At 71.0% G+C, this 17471-nt stretch carries 18 protein-coding genes; 11 read left to right on the plus strand and 7 right to left on the minus strand.

Annotated elements, in window-relative coordinates:
- Positions 1-167 precede the first annotated feature (167 nt).
- The 9 genes from ACFSC0_RS11015 (at position 168) to ACFSC0_RS11055 (ending at position 8263) form a co-directional block, all read left to right on the plus strand.
- The gene (locus ACFSC0_RS11015; protein ID WP_377282886.1) at positions 168-800 is read left to right on the plus strand and encodes a sulfotransferase family 2 domain-containing protein; all 633 of its coding nucleotides are present in this window, start codon (positions 168-170) and stop codon (positions 798-800) included.
- A complete protein-coding gene (locus tag ACFSC0_RS11020) occupies positions 793-1890 on the plus strand; it encodes a hypothetical protein (RefSeq protein ID WP_377282885.1) in 1098 nt (365 codons plus the stop codon). The genes ACFSC0_RS11015 and ACFSC0_RS11020 overlap by 8 nt, the downstream gene beginning before the upstream one ends.
- Before the next feature lie 246 nt (positions 1891-2136).
- A complete protein-coding gene (gene rfbF / locus ACFSC0_RS11025; RefSeq protein ID WP_377282884.1) occupies positions 2137-2910 on the plus strand; it encodes a glucose-1-phosphate cytidylyltransferase in 774 nt (257 codons plus the stop codon).
- Positions 2907-3968 carry a CDP-glucose 4,6-dehydratase gene (rfbG, locus tag ACFSC0_RS11030; RefSeq protein WP_377282883.1) on the plus strand — a complete coding sequence of 354 codons (1062 nt, stop codon included), beginning with the start codon at positions 2907-2909 and terminating at the stop codon, positions 3966-3968. The genes rfbF and rfbG overlap by 4 nt, the downstream gene beginning before the upstream one ends.
- A complete protein-coding gene (locus ACFSC0_RS11035; RefSeq protein ID WP_377282882.1) occupies positions 3965-5200 on the plus strand; it encodes a methyltransferase domain-containing protein in 1236 nt (411 codons plus the stop codon). Before rfbG ends, ACFSC0_RS11035 begins: the two co-directional genes overlap by 4 nt.
- On the plus strand, positions 5200-5727 hold the full coding sequence (gene rfbC, locus ACFSC0_RS11040) for a dTDP-4-dehydrorhamnose 3,5-epimerase (protein WP_377282881.1): 528 nt from the start codon (positions 5200-5202) through the stop codon (positions 5725-5727). The genes ACFSC0_RS11035 and rfbC overlap by 1 nt, the downstream gene beginning before the upstream one ends.
- Before the next feature lie 13 nt (positions 5728-5740).
- Entirely contained in the window at positions 5741-6799 is a 1059-nt protein-coding gene (locus tag ACFSC0_RS11045) for an FkbM family methyltransferase (RefSeq protein WP_377282880.1), read from the plus strand.
- Positions 6800-6809: 10 nt separating this feature from the next.
- Positions 6810-7613: an NAD-dependent epimerase/dehydratase family protein gene (locus ACFSC0_RS11050; protein ID WP_377282879.1), complete on the plus strand. Its 804-nt coding sequence runs from the start codon at positions 6810-6812 to the stop codon at positions 7611-7613.
- Positions 7610-8263 carry an LbetaH domain-containing protein gene (locus tag ACFSC0_RS11055; protein ID WP_377282878.1) on the plus strand — a complete coding sequence of 218 codons (654 nt, stop codon included), beginning with the start codon at positions 7610-7612 and terminating at the stop codon, positions 8261-8263. Before ACFSC0_RS11050 ends, ACFSC0_RS11055 begins: the two co-directional genes overlap by 4 nt.
- 43 nt (positions 8264-8306) lie before the next feature.
- Here the strand turns inward: ACFSC0_RS11055 and nhaA are convergent, their stop codons facing one another.
- Positions 8307-9530, minus strand: a complete 1224-nt coding sequence (gene nhaA / locus ACFSC0_RS11060) for a Na+/H+ antiporter NhaA (RefSeq protein ID WP_377282877.1) — start codon at positions 9528-9530, stop codon at positions 8307-8309.
- A gap of 193 nt (positions 9531-9723) precedes the next feature.
- Positions 9724-10110: a winged helix-turn-helix transcriptional regulator gene (locus ACFSC0_RS11065; RefSeq protein WP_377282876.1), complete on the minus strand. Its 387-nt coding sequence runs from the start codon at positions 10108-10110 to the stop codon at positions 9724-9726.
- 103 nt (positions 10111-10213) lie between these two features.
- On the opposite strand from ACFSC0_RS11065, the gene ACFSC0_RS11070 reads away from it, so the two are divergent.
- A complete protein-coding gene (locus ACFSC0_RS11070) occupies positions 10214-10819 on the plus strand; it encodes an NADPH-dependent FMN reductase (protein WP_377282875.1) in 606 nt (201 codons plus the stop codon).
- Positions 10820-10844: 25 nt separating this feature from the next.
- Here ACFSC0_RS11070 and ACFSC0_RS11075 read toward each other — a convergent pair whose 3' ends face one another.
- From ACFSC0_RS11075 to ACFSC0_RS11095, 5 genes are all read right to left on the minus strand, one after another.
- The gene (locus ACFSC0_RS11075; protein WP_377282874.1) at positions 10845-13142 is read right to left on the minus strand and encodes an O-linked N-acetylglucosamine transferase family protein; all 2298 of its coding nucleotides are present in this window, start codon (positions 13140-13142) and stop codon (positions 10845-10847) included.
- 89 nt (positions 13143-13231) lie between these two features.
- Positions 13232-14053, minus strand: a complete 822-nt coding sequence (locus tag ACFSC0_RS11080; RefSeq protein WP_377282873.1) for a WecB/TagA/CpsF family glycosyltransferase — start codon at positions 14051-14053, stop codon at positions 13232-13234.
- Between the two features lie 35 nt (positions 14054-14088).
- Positions 14089-14370, minus strand: a complete 282-nt coding sequence (locus ACFSC0_RS11085) for a SemiSWEET family sugar transporter (protein WP_377282872.1) — start codon at positions 14368-14370, stop codon at positions 14089-14091.
- A gap of 1 nt (position 14371) precedes the next feature.
- A complete protein-coding gene (locus ACFSC0_RS11090) occupies positions 14372-14839 on the minus strand; it encodes a response regulator (protein WP_377282871.1) in 468 nt (155 codons plus the stop codon).
- Complete coding sequence (locus ACFSC0_RS11095; protein WP_377282870.1) at positions 14836-15900, minus strand: histidine kinase dimerization/phosphoacceptor domain -containing protein; 1065 nt, start codon at positions 15898-15900, stop codon at positions 14836-14838. Before ACFSC0_RS11095 ends, ACFSC0_RS11090 begins: the two co-directional genes overlap by 4 nt.
- A 139-nt stretch (positions 15901-16039) precedes the next feature.
- Between ACFSC0_RS11095 and ACFSC0_RS11100 the strand changes: the two genes are divergently transcribed.
- Positions 16040-17455, plus strand: a complete 1416-nt coding sequence (locus ACFSC0_RS11100) for a sensor histidine kinase (protein ID WP_377282869.1) — start codon at positions 16040-16042, stop codon at positions 17453-17455.
- Positions 17456-17471 lie beyond the last annotated feature (16 nt).

The following is a 17471-nucleotide window of genomic DNA, read 5'->3' on the forward strand; positions in this document are numbered from 1 at the left end:
GGCGCCGTTGCGATTGTGCGGCGGACTCGGGCTACCTAAGTGAGCTGCGCCTGCATCCAAGGGCCGCAGGGCCACGCCGCAACGGGATTGGTATCGAGCTTGCCGCATCCGCATTCACTTCCGCAGGCCCCGCGCCCGGCGGGCGTTCCCGGACCGGAGGTGGGGACATGATGGCGCTCACCCCGCCCTTCCTCTTCGTCCACGTGCCGAAGACCGGCGGCAACTCCATCCAGAACATCCTCAGGCGCTACTCCGAGGACGAGATCCTCGCCAAGGAGCCCTACCAGGACGGCGTCGAACGGTTCGAGGTGCGCAACCCGACCTACGGCTTCGCCAAGCACAGCCCGCTGTCGGAGTACCGCGAGAAGCTGCCGGCCGAGACCTACGCGCGGCTCTTCAAGTTCGCCTGTGTGCGCAATCCGTGGGAGTGGGCGATCTCCTACTACTTCTCGCCGCACCGGCAGGTGGGCGGCTTCACCCGCGAGAGCTTCGTGGAGTTCCTCAACGGCGCGCCGCCGATGACCTACTTCCTGCGCGAGCGTCCCGGCCAGCCGCTGGCCGAGGTCGTCCGCAATTTCGACCACCTCATGCGCTACGAGACCCTGCAGGCCGACTTCGACGCCGTCTGCGACCGGCTGGGCATCGCCCGCCAGGTGCTGCCGCGCGTCAATGCGTCGACACGGGGCCGGGTCGAGGACTACTACGACGAGGAGACGGTCGAACTGGTGCGCAACCGATTCGCCGAGGACGTGGAGCTGTTGGGCTACGACGTCCCCTGGGCCGGGAGACAATATGCCTGAGCTGTCGCTGAAGCGGATCTTCGGGGGCCGGCTGATGGCCGAGCCGCCCGCGCCGGCCGCGGCCCCCGCGCCGGTGGCCGAGCTGGTGCGCCCGCACGCGCCGCCGCAGGCCGCTCCGCCCGCCGCCGATCCGGCGCGCGAGCGGGTGATCAACGTGCGGTTCTACACCGACTACCCGGTCTGCAATTACAAGTGTCCCTACTGCGTGGCCGGCCACGCCCCGCCGGAGGGCCGCCCTGAGAGCCCCTGGAGCGAGGAGCGCTACCTCCAGGTCGTCGACAACCTCTGCAAGCTCGACTTCCCGATCAACCTGCGCATCGGAGTGGGCGGGGAGTTCTTCATCTCCAAGGTCCTGGTGGAGGGCGCCCGCAAGCTGGCGGCCTGCGACCACGTCAAGGTCCTCAACCTCATCACCAACCTCTCCTTCCACCCGCAGCAGTACGCCCGGATCCTGAAGGGCATTCCCAAGGAGAAGGTGGCCCTCGTCGCCAGCTACCACCCGACCGAGGTGAAGAGCGCCGACGCCTGGGTGGCCGCGGCCCAGGAGCTGGCCACCTACTACGATCTGACGACGATGAGCGTCGCCTATCCGCCGGCGCTGCCGAAGCTGCGCGAGATCAAGGAGAAGTTCGCCGCCGTCGGCGTCGACCACTTCATCCAACCCTTCATCGGCGAATACGAGGGCAAGCTCTATCCGCAGGCCTACACCGAGGAGGAGCGGGCGATCGTGCGCGAGGTGATCTACTCGCGCCACGACTACGAGTTCCTGCTGAATCTGAAGAAGCCGGGCCTGTGCAACGCCGGCTTCAAATACCTGTTCATCGACCCCTACGGCGTGGTGAAGCCCTGCGGCGGCGCCGAGCACGGCCGCATCCTCGGCGACCTCACCGTCTCGCCGAAGATCGAGTTCCTCGACGGGCCGCGCCCCTGTCCGGCCAGCGCCTGCCAGTGCGACACCGAGAACATCCAGACCAAGGTGTTCGAGGACCATTACGCCTGGACCGACAAGAACCAGCACCGCTTCGCCTATCGCTTCGCCGACGAGGCCAAGACCTCGCCGTGGATGGACGAGTGGAAGGTGCCGTACTGAGGGGCGCACCCCGCTCCCTCAACACCGCTCATCCCGGCGAAGGCCGGGACCCAGATCCAAGGCTCTGAACTGGCTGGACCGGCGCTGCGTTCGTGGCGCCCGCCCCCGCGCCCGCCATTCTGGGTCCCGGCCTCCGCCGGGATGAGCGGGGATATCGGGGGCGCGGCGGCGTATCGCTTCCTGATCCGCCGCCGGTCCGGCTAAGTAGGCCGGCGCGACTCGGGCGCGCGCCAAGAAGGCGAACGAATGAAGACGGTGATCCTGGCCGGGGGCCTCGGGACGCGGATCTCGGAAGAGAGCCACCTCAAGCCCAAGCCGATGATCGAGATCGGCGGGCGGCCGATCCTCTGGCACATCATGAAGCTGTTCTCGCAGCACGGCTTCAATGACTTCGTGATCTGCCTCGGCTACCGCGGCTACGTCATCAAGGAGTATTTCGCCAACTACGTCCTGCACAACGCGGACCTGACGGTGAACCTGGCCACCGGCGAGACGCAGTATCACGCCACCAATCACGAGCCGTGGTGCGTCACTCTGGTGGACACCGGGCCCGAGACCCTTACCGGGGGGCGGCTGAAGCGGGTGGCGAAGTACCTCAATCCTGGCGAGCCCTTCTTCTTCACCTACGGCGACGGTCTGGCCGACGTGGACCTGCGCGCGCTCGCCGAGTTCCACCGCAATCACGGGCGCCAGGCGACGGTGACCGCGGTCGCCCCGCCGGGCCGTTACGGCGCCCTGGAAATCGACGAGGGACATGTGCGCCGCTTCATCGAGAAGCCGCCCGGCGACAACGGCCTGATCAACGGCGGCTTCTTCGTCCTGCAGCCGGCGGTGGTCGATCGGATCGAGGGCGACGCCACCTCCTGGGAGCTGGAACCCCTGGAGGGGCTGGCGCGGGACGGCGAGCTGATGGCCTACCACCACGACGGCTTCTGGGCCGCCATGGACACCCTGCGCGACAAGAACCACCTCGAGGCGCTGTGGGCCTCGGGCAAGGCGCCCTGGCGCAACTGGCCATGACGCGCCCCGATTCCGCCTTCTGGCGCGGGAAGAAGGTCCTGCTCACCGGCCACACCGGGTTCAAGGGGAGCTGGGCGGCGATCTGGCTGACGCGCATGGGCGCCGAGGTCACCGGCCTGGCGCTCGCGCCCGACCAGAACCCGAGCCTGTTCGAGCTGGCCGGCGTGGAGGGGCTGGTGCGCTCGCACATCCTCGACCTGCGCGAGGCCGCCGCCGTCGAGGCCGCGGTCGCCGGCGAGGCCTTCGATGTCGTGCTGCACATGGCCGCCCAGCCGATCGTGCGGGCCTCGGTGGAGGACCCGGTCGGAACCTTCGCGGCCAACGTGATGGGCACGGCCCACCTGCTGCAGGCGCTACGCGGCCAGCGGGCGCTGAAGGCGGCGCTCGTCGTCACCTCCGACAAGGTCTACGCCAACAACGACTCCGGCCGAGCCTTCGCCGAGGCCGACTGCCTGGGCGGCAAGGACCCGTACTCGGCCTCCAAGGCCGCGGCGGAGATCGTCACCGCCAGCTTCGCCCGCAGCTATTTCGAACGCGCCGGCGTGGCGGTGGGCACGGCCCGCGGCGGCAACGTCATCGGCGGCGGCGACTTCTCCCGCGACCGGCTGGTGGCCGACATCGTCCGCGCGGCCCGGGCCGGCGAGGCGGTGGTCCTGCGCCATCCCGAGGCCACCCGGCCCTGGCAGCACGTGCTGGACTGCCTGGCCGGCTACCTCGTGCTGCTCGAGCGGCTGGCGGGGGATCCCGCGACGCCGCGCGCGGTCAACTTCGGCCCCCGCCCGGACGGGCCGCAGGTCACCGTCGGCGAACTGGCGAGCCTGGCGGTGGAGGCGCTCGGCGCCAAACAGTGGATCCATGAACCCGATCCCGCCTCGCTGGAGGCCAAGGCGCTGGCGGTGGACACCAGCCTCGCCGGCCGGGCGCTCGGCTTCGAAAGCCGCCTCGAGGGCCCGGCCGCCGTGCGCCTGACCATGGACTGGTATCGCCGCCAGGGCGCGGGCGAGGACGCGCGCGCCCTTTGCGAAGAGCAGATCGCGCTCTACGAGGGCGGCCGATGACGCCCCTCTGCCGCTTCTGCCGCGCCCCGCTGACCGAGACCTTCCTGGACCTTGGCGACCAGCCGCTGGCCAACAGCAACCTGACCCGCGAGCAGCTCGAGGCGGGGACCGAGCGGGCCTACCCGCTGCACGCCCGCGTCTGCTCCAGCTGCTTCCTCGTGCAGGTGGACGATCCCGTGGCCGCCGACGAGATCTTCGACGAGGGCTACGCCTACTTCTCCTCCTATTCCGCCAGCTGGGTCGAGCATGCGCGCCGCTACGCCGCGGCGATGGCGCAGCGGTTCGGCCTCGGGCCGGACTCCCTGGTCGTCGAGGTGGCGAGCAACGACGGCTATCTGCTGCAGCACTTCGTCGCCATGGGCGTGCCGGTGCTGGGCATCGAGCCCACCCTCGGCACCGCCGAGGCCGCCCGCGCCCGGGGCGTGCCCACCGAGGTGATGTTCTTCGGCGCGCAGACGGGCCAGGCGCTGGCCGACCGCGGCGTGCGCGCCGACCTCATGGCGGCCAACAACGTGCTCGCCCACGTGCCGGACATCGGCGACTTCGTGGAGGGCTTCCGCCGCGTGCTGAAGCGCGAAGGCGTGCTGACCTTCGAATTCCCGCACCTTCTGAACCTCATCGAGAAGGTGCAGTTCGACACCATCTACCACGAGCACTTCTCCTACCTGTCGCTGCTGGCGGTGGAGCAGGTGCTGAGGGCCCACGGGCTGCGCCCCTTCGACGTGGAGCTGCTGCCCACCCACGGCGGCAGCCTGCGCCTCTTCTGCGCCCACCAGGGCGCCGCCCACGCCGAGACCGACGCGCTGCGGGCGCTGCGGGCCCGGGAGGCCGAGGCGGGGCTTGGCCGGATCGAGACGTACCGGGGCTTTGCGCCGCGGGTCGAGGCGGTGCGGGACGAGTTCCTGGCCTTCCTCGCCCGCGCCAAGGCCGAGGGGAAGCGGATCGCCGCCTATGGCGCCGCCGCCAAGGGCAACACCTTCCTGAACTACTGCCGGGTGGGGACGGACGACATCGTCGCCGCCTTCGACGCCAACCCGGTCAAGCAGGACCGCTACCTGCCGGGCAGCCACATCCCGATCCTGGCGCCCGAGAAGGTCGCCGAGGTGCGCCCCGACTACGTCCTGATCCTGCCCTGGAACATCAAGGACGAGATCATCGGCCAGCTGGCCTTCGTGCGCGACTGGGGCGGCCGCTTCGTCATCGCCACGCCGCACGTGCAGGTCCTGGACTGATGCGGTTCGAAGAGACGGAGATCGCCGGCGTCGTCATCGTCGAGATCGAGCCCGCGAGCGACGAGCGGGGCCTGTTCGCGCGCCTGCACTGCCCGGACGAGTTCGCCGCCGCCGGCCATCCGTTCGACCCGGCCCAGACCAGCCTCTCGCGCAACACCGCCGCCTTCACCCTGCGCGGGATGCACTACCAGGCTCCGCCGCATGCGGAGACCAAGCTGGTGCGGGTCACCCGCGGGCGCGCCTTCGACGTCGCCGTGGATCTGCGCCCGGACAGTCCCACCCACCGCCGCTGGGTCTCGGTGGAGCTGTCGGCGGACAATGCGCGCGCGGTGCTGATCCCGCAGGGCGTCGCCCACGGCTTCCTGACCCTGGAGCCGGAGACGGACGTGGTCTATCAGATCGCCCCGCGCTACGAGGCGGGCCACGACCGCGGCGTCCGCTGGAACGATCCGGCCTTCGCCATCGCCTGGCCGGCCGAGCCCAAGGTCATCTCGCCGCGCGATGCGGCCTATGCCGACTACCTTTAGGAACCCAAGGTCGATGGACCAGGAAAAGCTCGCCGCCGCCCTCGAGAAGCTCCGCGCCACCCCCGGCTGGCGCGAGGCCTTCGTCCGTCACCTGCTGGCGCTGGAGAAGGAGATCGCCACGCCCGGCGTCGATCTGCGCGAGGACGTCACCGGCCCGCTGGTGGACGCCGTCTATCAGGAGGGCGAGCCGGTGCGGCGCAGCCTCTCGAACGGCGTGACGTTCGAGTTCCTCTACCGCTCCAAGATCGCCCGCGACTTCGTGATGAGCGAGCCGGCCGTGCCCGATCACGCCTGGGAGCCGATGACCTCGCGCATCGTCGTGGACCTGGCCAAGGACGCCCGGCAGGTGGTCATCGGCGGCGCCTACTTCGGCGACCACGCCATCCTGATCGCCCGCGAGGTCGCCAGGAACGGCGGGATCGTCCACGCCTTCGAGCCCAACTCGGACCAGCGGCGGATGCTGATGCGCAACGCCGAGATCAACGGCCTGACCAACATCGTGGCCCGCCCCGAGGGCCTGTGGAGCTCCTCCTCCGAGCACCTGAAGCTGGTCGGCTACGATTCCTTCGCCACCGCCGAGAAGGCCGAGGCCGGCGCCGCCGACGCCTTCCGGACGGTGACCATCGCCGACTATCTGGCGGCGCAGGGCGTCGACCGGCTGGACCTGATCGTCGTCGACATCGAGGGCGCGGAGTTGGCGGCCCTGCAGGGCGCTGAGAGGTTCCTGGCCGGCTCTGACGCGCCGCACATCGTCTACGAGGTGCACCGGCACTACGTGGACTGGAGCCAGGGGATGGCCAACACCGAGATTTCCCGATTCCTGACCGGCCTCGGCTACCACCTCTTCGCCCTGCGCGACTTCAACTCCAACGTCGACCTCTCCGGCAAGCCGGTCGAGCTGATCCCGCAGGACAAGGTCTACCTTGAAGGCCCGCCGCACGGCTTCAACATGGTGGCGGTGAAGGACCCGGCGGTGTTCGAGCGCCCCGGCTACCGCATCGTCGAGAACGTCAGCCCCAAGCTGCTGCGCCACAAGGACCCCAAGCTCCACCACCCGGTGGACGGGCTCTGAGGCCGAGGCCGTGGCGCAGGCGACCATCCTCGGCGCGGCCGGCTTCGTCGGCTCGCGCCTGCGCCGGCGCCTGGAAGGGCAGGGGATCGCGCCCTTCTGTCCCGGCCGCGACGATCCGGCGGTGTTCGAGCAGGACCTGGGCGTCGTCTACGACTGCGCGGGCCTGACCGCCGACTACGCCGCTCGGCCGTTCGACACCGTCGAGGCGCACGCGACCCTCGTCGCCCGGCTCGCCGAGCGGGCGAGGTTCGACCGGCTGATCGTCCTCTCCTCAACCCGGCTCTACGATTCCTCGAGGGCCGAGCTCGCCCGCGAGGACGACGCGCTGATCCTGCGGCCGGCCGAGCCGCGGCACATCTACGACCTCTCCAAGGCCCTCGGCGAGAACATCGCCCTGACCCAGACCGCCGGCCGGGGCGCCGTCGCGCGCCTCTCCAACGTCTTCGACTGGGAGGCCGGCTCGCCCGGCTTCCTCTCCGAATGGCTGATCCGCGCGGCCGGCGCGCGCAGCTTCACCCTGGACTCCAGCCCGACGGTGGCGCGCGACTACATCCATGTGGACGACGTGGTGGAGGCGCTGATCGCCATGGCGGCCGCGCCGGCCCCTGGGATCGTCAACGTCGCCAGCGGCGAGCTCACCCTCAACAGCCAGATCGCCGAGATCTTCGCCCAGGCCGGCTGGCGCGTGGACTTCGCCCGCCGCGACGCGGTCCCCCGCCCGCCTTGCGCCGACGCGGCCAAGTTGCGAGACCTGGGCGTCCATCCCCGCCCGGCGCTGGACGTGATCCGCGGCTATCTGGAGAGCCTGGCGTGAAGCTGATCGACCACACGCCGCAAAGCCTGGCCGACTACACGACCGCCCAGGTGGCGAACCTCGTGCCCGACGGCCGCCACCAGGCGCTGCGCGAGGCCATCGGCCGGCACCAGGACGAGGCGCTGGCCCGCACCATCGCCTGCATCGACAAGGTCGCCGCCTGGCGCCCCGGCGAGTTCAACTACCTGCACTCGTCCCAGTACTGCCAGTACCTCTACTACCTGGCGAACACCATCTGGGTGCGGGAGAAGGACGCCGCCTCGGCCACGCGGCTGTTCCTGCTGAACAAGGCCCTGAACGGCATCGACCTCTTCTACGAGATCGCCATGCCGGCCCACTTCTTCATCGGCCATTCGGTCGGCATCGTGCTCGCCAAGGCGACCTACGGCGACTACCTGGTGCTCTACCAGAACTCCACGGTCGGCCGGCACATCGACAAGATCCCGACCGTCGGCGAGGGGGTGATCATCTACCCCAACTCCGCGGTGATCGGCGCATCGGTCGTCGGCGACGGCTGCGTCGTCAGCCAGGGCGCCCGCATCGTCGACCGCCAGGTCCCGCCCCGATCCATGGCCTTCACCGCTCCCGGCGGCGAGCTGGCCCTGCGCCCTGCGCCCGAGGACCTGCTGCGCGAGTACTTCCGCCTCTAGCGGCCCATCGCCGAGGCGGTCTCCGGTGCGGCCGGCGGAGCGGTCAGGCCGGCCGGGGCTCGATGGCCGCGGTCCTCGGCGCGAACAGCCGCAGGCAGGCCAGGCCGACCAGGGCCGAGGCGAGCGATCCGACCAGCACGCCGAGCTTCACGCCGTCGACCAGGGCGGGATCCTCGAACGCCAGGCCCCCGACGAACAGGCTCATGGTGAAGCCGATGCCGCACAAAGCCGACAAGCCGTAGAGCTGCCCCACCGACGCGAACTTCGGCATGTCCGACCAGCCGAGCTTCACGACCGTCCAGGCGGTGGCGAAGACGCCGATCTGCTTGCCCGCGAACAGGCCGAGGACCACCCCAAGCGGAACAGGGTTCAGCAGGTCCGTCGGCGACAGGCCGGCGAAGGAGAGGCCGGCGTTCGCGAATCCGAAGATCGGGATCACCAGCAGGGCCACCGGTTTGTGGAGCTTGTGCTCCAGGCGGTGCAGGGGCGAGGCCTTGTAGGCGTCCGGCCGGCCCGGAGAGCGGACGACCGGGATCGTCATGGCCAGGGCCACTCCGGCCAAGGTGGCGTGCACGCCGGATTCGAAGACGAACCACCACAGGACGAGCCCCGCCAGCAGGTACGGCCAGATGAGCCTCACCTTCAGCCGGTTCATCAGCACCAGCACCGCCAGCACCGCGGCCGCGCCGCCGAGCGCCCAGAGGTGCAGCTCGGCTGTGTAGAAGAGGGCGATGATCAGGATGGCCGCCAGGTCGTCCAGGACCGCGATCGCCGTCAGCAGGATCTTCAGCGAACTGGGCACGCGGTCGCCGGCCAGTGTGAGCACCCCGAGGGCGAAGGCGATGTCCGTGGCGGCCGGGACGGCCCACCCGGCCCGGGACGCCGGATCGCCTGCGTTCAGCGCCAGATAGATGCCGGCCGGGACCGCGAGCCCGCCCAGCGCCGCCAGGCCCGGCAGCACGAGCCGCGACGGTCGTGACAACTGGCCGTCCAGGACCTCCCGCTTGATCTCGAGGCCCACCAGCAGGAAGAAGACCGCCATCAGGCCGTCGTTGATCCAGTGCAGGACGCTCTCCCGCATGCGCAGCGGGCCGAGTTCGAAGCCCACGTACCGGTCCAGCCCGGCGAAGTAGGCGCCCGCGAAGGGCGAGTTGGCGGCGATCAGCGCCAGGGCCGCGGCCGCCATCAGCACATAGCCGCCCGCCGCCTCCTGGTTCAGGAAGTCCCTCAGACCTGAGAACGGGCGTCGCCTGGGTTGCGGCGGCATGGGCGGCGGCTCCTTCCTGTCAGCCGGCGACGGGCGAGGGCGGGCGTTGGGGGGGCGCGAACCCGCGGTTGAAGGAACAGCGCGCGCGGCGGCGCTGTTCCGGAGCCATGCCCAGCCGCGCCCGCTCCGAACCCCGCTGACCCGCCAGATCGATGCGCTCAGGGAAGAGGTCGAGACGCTGAGGAGGTGATCCTCAGCCGCCGGGCGCCCGCCCGTTGCGCGCGTCGAACGCCGCTCGCGCGGCTTCGATGCGCGGCTGGTTCCGCTGGGCCCATTCGCCCAGGGCGAGCACCGGGATGGTGAGGTCGCGCCCGAGATCGGTCAGCTCGTAGTCGACGCGCGGGGGAATGGTCGGAAAGACCGTGCGGGTGACGAGGCCGTCGCGCTCCAGGCCCCGCAGCGTGGCGGTGAGCATCTTCTGCGAGATGCCGCCGATGCCGTCCCTCAGCTCGCTGAACCGCCGCGGGCCTTCGCTCAGCTGCATCACGACCAGCACCGACCACTTGTCGCCGACCCGCGAGAGGACCTCGCTGACGGGACGGCAGTCCTCGGGGAGATGGTTGGTTCGGGCGGGTTTCATCGAGGTGACCAGCTTACGGAAAGGTGCCTTCTTGCGGAAGGCGGATCACTCACTGATGTAATGTCGGTCACCAACGGTGACTAGACAACCAAAGGTGAGTTTGATGCTCCAGTCCAAGCCCAAGATCGGAATCGTGATCTCCTCCACGCGCGAGGGCCGCTTCGGCGAGAAGCCGGCGAAGTGGATCCACGACCTGGCCGCCGCCCGCGGCGACCTCGACGTCGAGCTGATCGACCTGCGGGACTACCCCATGCCGTTCTTCGAGGAAGCCACGTCGCCCGCCTACGCGGCGCCGGCCGACGACGTGGCGCGCGCCTGGGCGGCGAAGGTCGACAGCCTCGACGGCTTCATCTTCGTCACCGCCGAGTACAACCGGGCCCCGACCGCCGTCCTGAAGAACGCCCTCGACTACGCCTACCGCGAGTTCAACCGCAAACCCGCGGCCTATGTCGGCTACGGCGGCGTCGGCGCGGCCCGGGCCGTCGAGCAGCTGCGCCTGATCAATGTCGAGCTGCAGATGGCCCCCACCCGCAACGGCGTCCATATCGGCGGCGCCGACTTCCTCGGCCTCTGGCAGGGCGGCCGCAGCTTCGAGGAGATGCCCCACCTCGCCCAGTCCGCCGGCGTCCTGCTGGACGAGCTGGCCTGGTGGGCGAAGGCGCTGAAGACGGCGCGCGAGGCCACCCTGCTCGACGCGGCGGCGGCCTGAACGGGCCCTCAGGGGGGCGGCCGCGCTAGCCGACGGCCGCCTGCGCCCCTTCCTTCGCCACCGCCTGGGCGATCATCTCGTAGAAGTCGCGGGCGAAGGCCTCGGGCTGGCCGAGGGGGCTCTGCTTGATGCGCTCGCGCAGGGTGCGGCGCAGCTCCCGGCGCTGCTCGCGGTCGGCGGCGAGCTTCACGGCGATGTCGATGTAGCCGTCCAGCGTCTCGGCGCTGTGGTGGGCCAGGCCCACGTTGCTGAGGATCGAGTAGCTCAGCCGCTCGAACAGGGCCTCGCCCCGCAGATTGACCACCGGCGCGCCCATCCACAGCGCCTCGCAGGTCGAGGTGCCGCCGGTGAGCGGGAACGGGTCCAGGGTGACGTCCACCTCGTTGTAGAAGGGCATGTGGGCCCCGCGCACGGTGTGGAACACGAGCCGGTCGGCCGAGACGCCTTCGGCGGCGAAGTAGTCGGCCATGTGCTGGCGGAAGCTGGGGGCGTTCCCCTCCGGGCGGATGAAGGCGAACTTGGAGCCGGGGACCTCGCGCACCACGCGGGCCCAGGTGCGGATCAGCCGCTCGTTGTACTTGTGCGGGTTGTTGGCGGTGCCGAAGGTGATGAAGCCGTTGCGCTCCTCGGCCAGGTCGCCGGCGATCACGTGGGCGTCGCGGAAGGTGCGGCCCAGCGCCAGCCAGGTCTTCGGCATGACCAGGGGCGTTTCGATCAGCAGCCGCGGGTCCTTCGGCACCAGGTGGGGATCGAGCACGATGTGGTCGATGGCGGTCGGGCCGGCGGAGTGCGGATAGCCCACCCAGCTCGCCTGGCGCCTGGCCGGCTTGTAGGCCATCACCGGCAACTTGTTCATGTGGGTCGACCCGCCCAGCTCGATCAGGATGTCCAGCTGGTCGGCCGCGATCCGCTCGGCCGCGTCGCGGTCGGAGATGTCCTTCCACCAGCGGAAGGCGTGGACGGACTCGGTGATGAACCGCTGGATCTGGTCCTCTTCGCCCTGGTTGAAGGAGTAGCAGTAGAGCTCGAACCGGCTGCGGTCGTAGTGCTCGAAGAGCGGCAGCGCGAAATAGGCCACCGGGTGGTTGCGCAGGTCCGAGGACATGAAGCCGATGCGGATCTTGCCGTCCGGGGCGCGCGGGCCGGGGCGTGAGATGGGCGAGCGGGCCGCCTGGGCCTGGACGAGGTCGCCCCAGATGCGGTGCTGGGCGATCAGCTCGTGGCGGTCCTCGGGCGTCTCGACGCGGGCCATCTGGGCCAGCAGCGGCGCGTGCATGCCGGCCTCGGCCCAGCGGCGCCCGGCTTCGGCGAAGGTGGCCAGCCGGTCGCGCTCGGCGTGAGCGCCGACCCGCATCAGCACCTCGCTGGCGATCTTCAGCTGCACCGGGTGGGTGATCGGCCGGTCGAGGCCGCCCTTCACGACCTGGTAGGCCTCCTCGATGTGGGCGGACTCATCGCCGTAGCGCGAGCGGTTCAGGCTCTCCGCGAGGCTGAGCCGGAAGTCGAGGTTCTGGGGCGCCAGCTCGAAGGCGCGCCGCAGGTGGTGGTTGGCCCGCTCGCGGTCGTAGTCGGCGACCGTCAGCCCGATCTGGTGGTGGATCCAGGCTTCGTCCGGATGAGCCCGGGCCAGCTCGGTCAGGTAGGCGTCGGCGTCGCGGCGGCGGCCGGCCCGGCGCAGCATCACCGCCTTGGCCTCCAGCAGGCGGGCGCTGGCCGGATTGGCGGCGATGGCCCGGTCCAGCGCCTCGGCCGCCTCGGCCATGCGGAAGGCGTCGCTGAGCAGCGACAGCAGGTCGATCCACCCGTCGATGTTGTCCGGCTTCAGCTTGACCGCCAGCCGGTAGCGCATCTCGGCCTTGGCCAGATCGCCGCTGTTGTGGTGGCCGCGGCCCAGGCCCCGCTGCACCTCGGCGTTGCTCGGCTGGGCGCGGACCAGCTTGGTGAAGACCTCCACCGCGCCCGGCCCGTCTCTCAGGTCGTTGAGGACGTTGCCCTTGTTCTGCAGGACCGCGAGGTTCTTCGGGTTCAGTCTGGCGGCGGTGTCCAGCGCCTGCAGCGCCTCCTTCAGCCGGCCGCTCCGGCGCAGGGCGACGCCGAGGATGTTGAACAGCTCGGAGTCCTTCGGATGCTGCTCGGCGCCGGCCTTGGCCCACTTGGCCGCCCGCGCAAAGTCGCGGTGGCGGAAGAGGATGGCGGTGAAGCTGCGGTAGATCCCCGCCGGCGCCTTGGGGTCGGCCTCGAGCGCCGCCTCGGTCAGGCGCACGCCTTCCTCGTAGCGGCCGGCCTGCAGCGCCGCCTCGGCCTGGGCGAACCTGGGATCCATCAAGCTGTCCTGAACGTGGCGTGGCCGCGAAGGGTCGGGCGGGCTCTCGAATGACTGCCGGGCGCGCGGAGGCGCGCCGCCTCGCCATCCTATCGGCGCCCGTTTCCGGCGCCAACGGCCTGGGCCGACCCGGGACGCCCGCGGGATCGCTTCAGGCGGGCGGCGACGTCGCGGCCCATCGCCGGCAGCAGCGACCACGGCTCCACCAGGTAGCGGAAGGCGAGCCGCCGCGGCTGCGTCGCCAGCCGGTAGAGCCACTCCAGGCCGATCGGCCCCAGCCATCGCGGCGCGACCGACTGGACGCCGGCCTCGTAGTCCATCGCCGCCCCGACCGGCATGAACACCCCGCGCCGGAAGGCGGCGCGGTTCTCGTGGATCCAGGCCTCCTGGCGCGGCATGCCCATGCCGACCAGCACCACGTGCGGATCGAACTCGCGGATCTGGCCCACCACCTCGAGGTTCTCCTCGGACTCCGGTCGGGCGTCGAAATAGCCGTGACGAACGGCCAGGTTCAGACCGGGCCAGCGCTGGCGCAGCCGCTCGGCGCCCGCCTCGGCCACGCCCGGCGCCCCGCCCAGGTAGAAGACCCGCCAGCCCTTCTGCTCGGCCAGGCTCCAGAAGTCGGCGCGCCAGTCGAGGTAGGTGCAGCGGTGGCGGCCGCGCACCGGCAGGCCCAGCAGCTGAGCCCACAGGATCATCGGCCGCGAATCGATCTCGATCAGGTCTGCGGCCCGGAAGAAGGCGGCCAGCTGCGGCTCGCGCTTCAGCAGGTAGAGACTGTGGGAATTGTGGTTGGCGATCACCGCCAGCCGCCCGGCGGCGGCGAAGGCGGCGACGGACTCCATCACCTCGGCCGGGGTCACGAGGTCCACCTCGGCGCCCAGGAGGGCGATACGGTCGGGGCGCTCCATGCCGGGCTGATGCCACGGCCCGGCTTTCGACGCCGTTAAGGGCCCTCGGCCTCGCGGCGGCTGTAGCGCCACTTCAGGGCCAGGATCGCGCCCGACAGCACCAGGCAGACCGAATTGGTCAGGACCACCGGAAAGCTGGTCTCCAGCACCCCGTAGACGATCCAGAGGCTGAAGCCGGTCACCGTCACGATGTACATCCGCAGCGACAGCGACGAGGCGTCCTTCTCCCGCCAGATCTTCAGCAGCTGCGGGGTGAAGCTGGCCATCGAGCAGAGGCCCGCGGCGGTCCCGACCAGGTCGGCGGTTTCGATCGGCAAGTCAGCCGGCCTCCATCGCCTCGGCCACGCCCCAGCGGCGGGCGAACACGGGCGACAGCGTCAGGCCCACGGGCGGCGGTCCGGGCGCGCGCCCGCCCCTGAGGCAGGTCTCGAGATAGGCGAGGGCGGTCTTGATCCCCTGTTCGGAATAGGGCTTGGCGATCACCCCGCAGGCGCCGGCGAAGTCCTCGGGCAGCCGGCGCAGGTTGGCGGTCATGAACAGGGCGACCCCGCCGCTGTGGCCGGCGATGTCGCGCACCACATCGACGCCGGTCGGGCCGTCCTGAAGGTGAACGTCCACGAGGGCCAGGTTCGGCCGCAGGGTGCGCGCGAGCCGGCGCGCCTCGTCCGAGGTCATGGCGTGGCCGACGTCGCTGAGGCCCGCCTCGCGCACCAGGAAACCCAGTTCGTGCGCCAGCAGCGCCTCGTCCTCGACGATCAGCACTTCGAGGGGGCGTCCCTGGCTCATACGACCAGGCTCACCGGACAGCGCACCGTCGCCTTCAGGCCCGGGCCGGCGTCCTCCAGGCGGATGTCGGCCCGCAGCTGCTGGGCGAGCAGCCCGGCGATGGTCAGGCCGAATCCGGCCGCGGGCGCTTCCCCGGGCCGGCCGACCCCGTCGTCCTCGACCACCATGTCGAAGCTGCGCTCGCCGCGGATCAGGGCCACATGCAGGGTGGCCGGGGCGCCGTCCGGTCGGGCGTGGCGCAGGGCGTTGGTCACCAGTTCGGACAGGATCAGGGCCAGCGGCGCGGCCTGGCTGGCGCCGACCTCCACCGGCTCGAGGTCGAGCAGCACCCTCAGGTCCGGGCGGCCGGCCGCGCCGGTGAGGTCGCTCACCAGGTCGCGGACGAACTCGGCGAAGTCGAACCGGTCGATGGCCTCGCCCTGAAACAGCCGGCGGTGGACGGTGGCCACGGCGGTGACCCGCTCCAGGGTCCGCCGCAGGGCCGCGCGGGTCCCCTCGTCGTCGGACCGGCGGCTCTGCAGCAGCAACAGGGACGAGATGAGCTGCAGGTTGTTCTTCACCCGGTGGTCGATCTCGTGCAGCAGCGCGGTCTTCTGCTCGAGGGCCTTCTCGACGCGACCCTTCAGCTCCAGCTCGGCCTCGCGGCTCGCCGTCACGTCCCGCTGGGAGCCCAGGAAGTAGGCCACCTCGCCGGCTGGGTCGCGGACCGGGCTGATGTGCAGCGCGTTCCAGAACCGGCTGCCGTCCTTCCGGTAGTTGACGAGTTCGACGCCGACCGGGCCGCCGTCTTCCAGAGCCCGGCGGATGGTCTCGACGGCCTCGGCGCCGGTCTCGGGGCCCTGCAGGAAGCGGCAGTTGCGGCCGACGACCTCGGCCTCCTCGTAGCCGGTCAGGGCCAGGAAGGCCCGGTTGGCGAAGACGATCGGCTGGTCGAAGCGGCGGGCGTCGGAGATGACGATCGGCAGTTGCGCGCCCTTCACCGCCATCACGATGGCGTCGTCCGTGGACGGCGCGCCGCCCGCGGCCCGCCCGCCGCGCTCGGTCTCCTGCATGATGGTCATCGCCGCCCTCCGCTGCTTCCCCAGCGGCGCAACGTGGGCCAGGGGCTCTGGTTCCTCTCCTGGTCAGCCCAGGCTGGGCGTGGCGTAATCGGCCTGACACGGGTGACGGCTTGGATGAAAGTCTGGCAGGAGATTCGCCGTGCCCCCGCCGCATCCCACCGCCGCCTCCTGGTTGCGCCGCCCCGCCTGGCCGATCCTGGCCGCGGGCGGCGTCGGCGCCCTGTCGCTCGCCGCCCTGGCGGCCGCCGACTGGGCCGACGTGCGGGCGGCGGCGATGGCGATCGCGGTGGTGATGGTCGCGGCCGGGCTGCTGGCCGGGGCGGTCGCCGCGCGGCGGGAGGAGGGGCCGGCCTCGGCGCTCCTGATCAACGCCTCGGCCGAGCGCGCGGCGCTGCCGTGGCTGCGGCTGCTCGACGCCTTGCCGGACCCGGTGCTGGTCGTCTCGGCCCGCGAGCCGGACGATCCCATCGGCAAGAAGTTCGTCCTGGTCAACGCCGCCGCGCGCGAGCTCCTGCGCATCCAGCGGGACGAGGGGCTGCTGGTCACCGTGCTGCGCGATCCCCAGGTGCTGGCCGCCCTCGACCAGGCGCTGTTCCAGGACCGCGGCGCCGAGGCCTCCTACCAGCCGGCCGGGGCGCAGGACCGGGTGCTGCGGGTCGCCGCGCGGCCGCTGGAGCCCGGGCCGGATGGGGCGCGGCTGGCGCTGCTGACCTTCCACGACGACACCGAGCTCTACCGGATCGAACAGACCCGGGTCGACTTCCTGGCCAACGCCAGTCACGAGCTGCGCACGCCGCTGACCTCGCTGCGCGGCTTCATCGAGACCCTGCGCGGCCATGCCCGGGGCGACCCGGCCGCCCAGGACCGGTTCCTGGGCATCATGCAGGCCCAGGCCGAGCGGATGAGCCGGCTCATCGACGACCTGCTCAGCCTCAGTCGCATCGAGCTCAGCGAGCACGTCCCCCCGTCCGAGGCGGTGGACCTCGTCGAAGTGGCCCGCGACGTCGCCGACGCCCTCGCCCCGCAGGCCAAGGCCCGCGGCGTACGGATCGAGGTGGATACCCCCGAGGCGCCCGCGCAGCTGACCGGCGACCACGACCAGCTGGTGCAGGTGGTCCAGAACCTCACCGACAACGCGCTCAAATACTCGCCGGAGGGCGGCTCGGTGCGGATCGCCGTGGAATCGGGGCTGGCGGCCGAGGCCGCGGCCGGCCCGCGGCGAAAGGACGCCCATCGCCTGCCGCTGCTCACCCCCGACCTCGGCAAAGGCCCCTTCGTGGCGGTGACGGTCTCGGACGAGGGCCCCGGCATCGCCCGCGAGCACCTGCCCCGGCTGACCGAGCGATTCTACCGGGTCGAGGGCCAGAAGAGCGGCGACCGGCTCGGCACGGGCCTCGGGCTGGCCATCGTCAAGCACATCCTCAACCGCCACTACGGCGGGCTGGTGGTGGAGAGCGCGCCGGGCCAGGGAACGGCCTTCACCGCCTACCTGCCGATCTCCGAGCCGGCCGAGGCGGAGGCCCCGCCCCGGCGGATTGCGACACAACTGTCATAGAACTGTCGCGTACGAG

The organism is Phenylobacterium terrae, assembly GCF_042681205.1.
GTDB lineage: Bacteria > Pseudomonadota > Alphaproteobacteria > Caulobacterales > Caulobacteraceae > Phenylobacterium > Phenylobacterium terrae.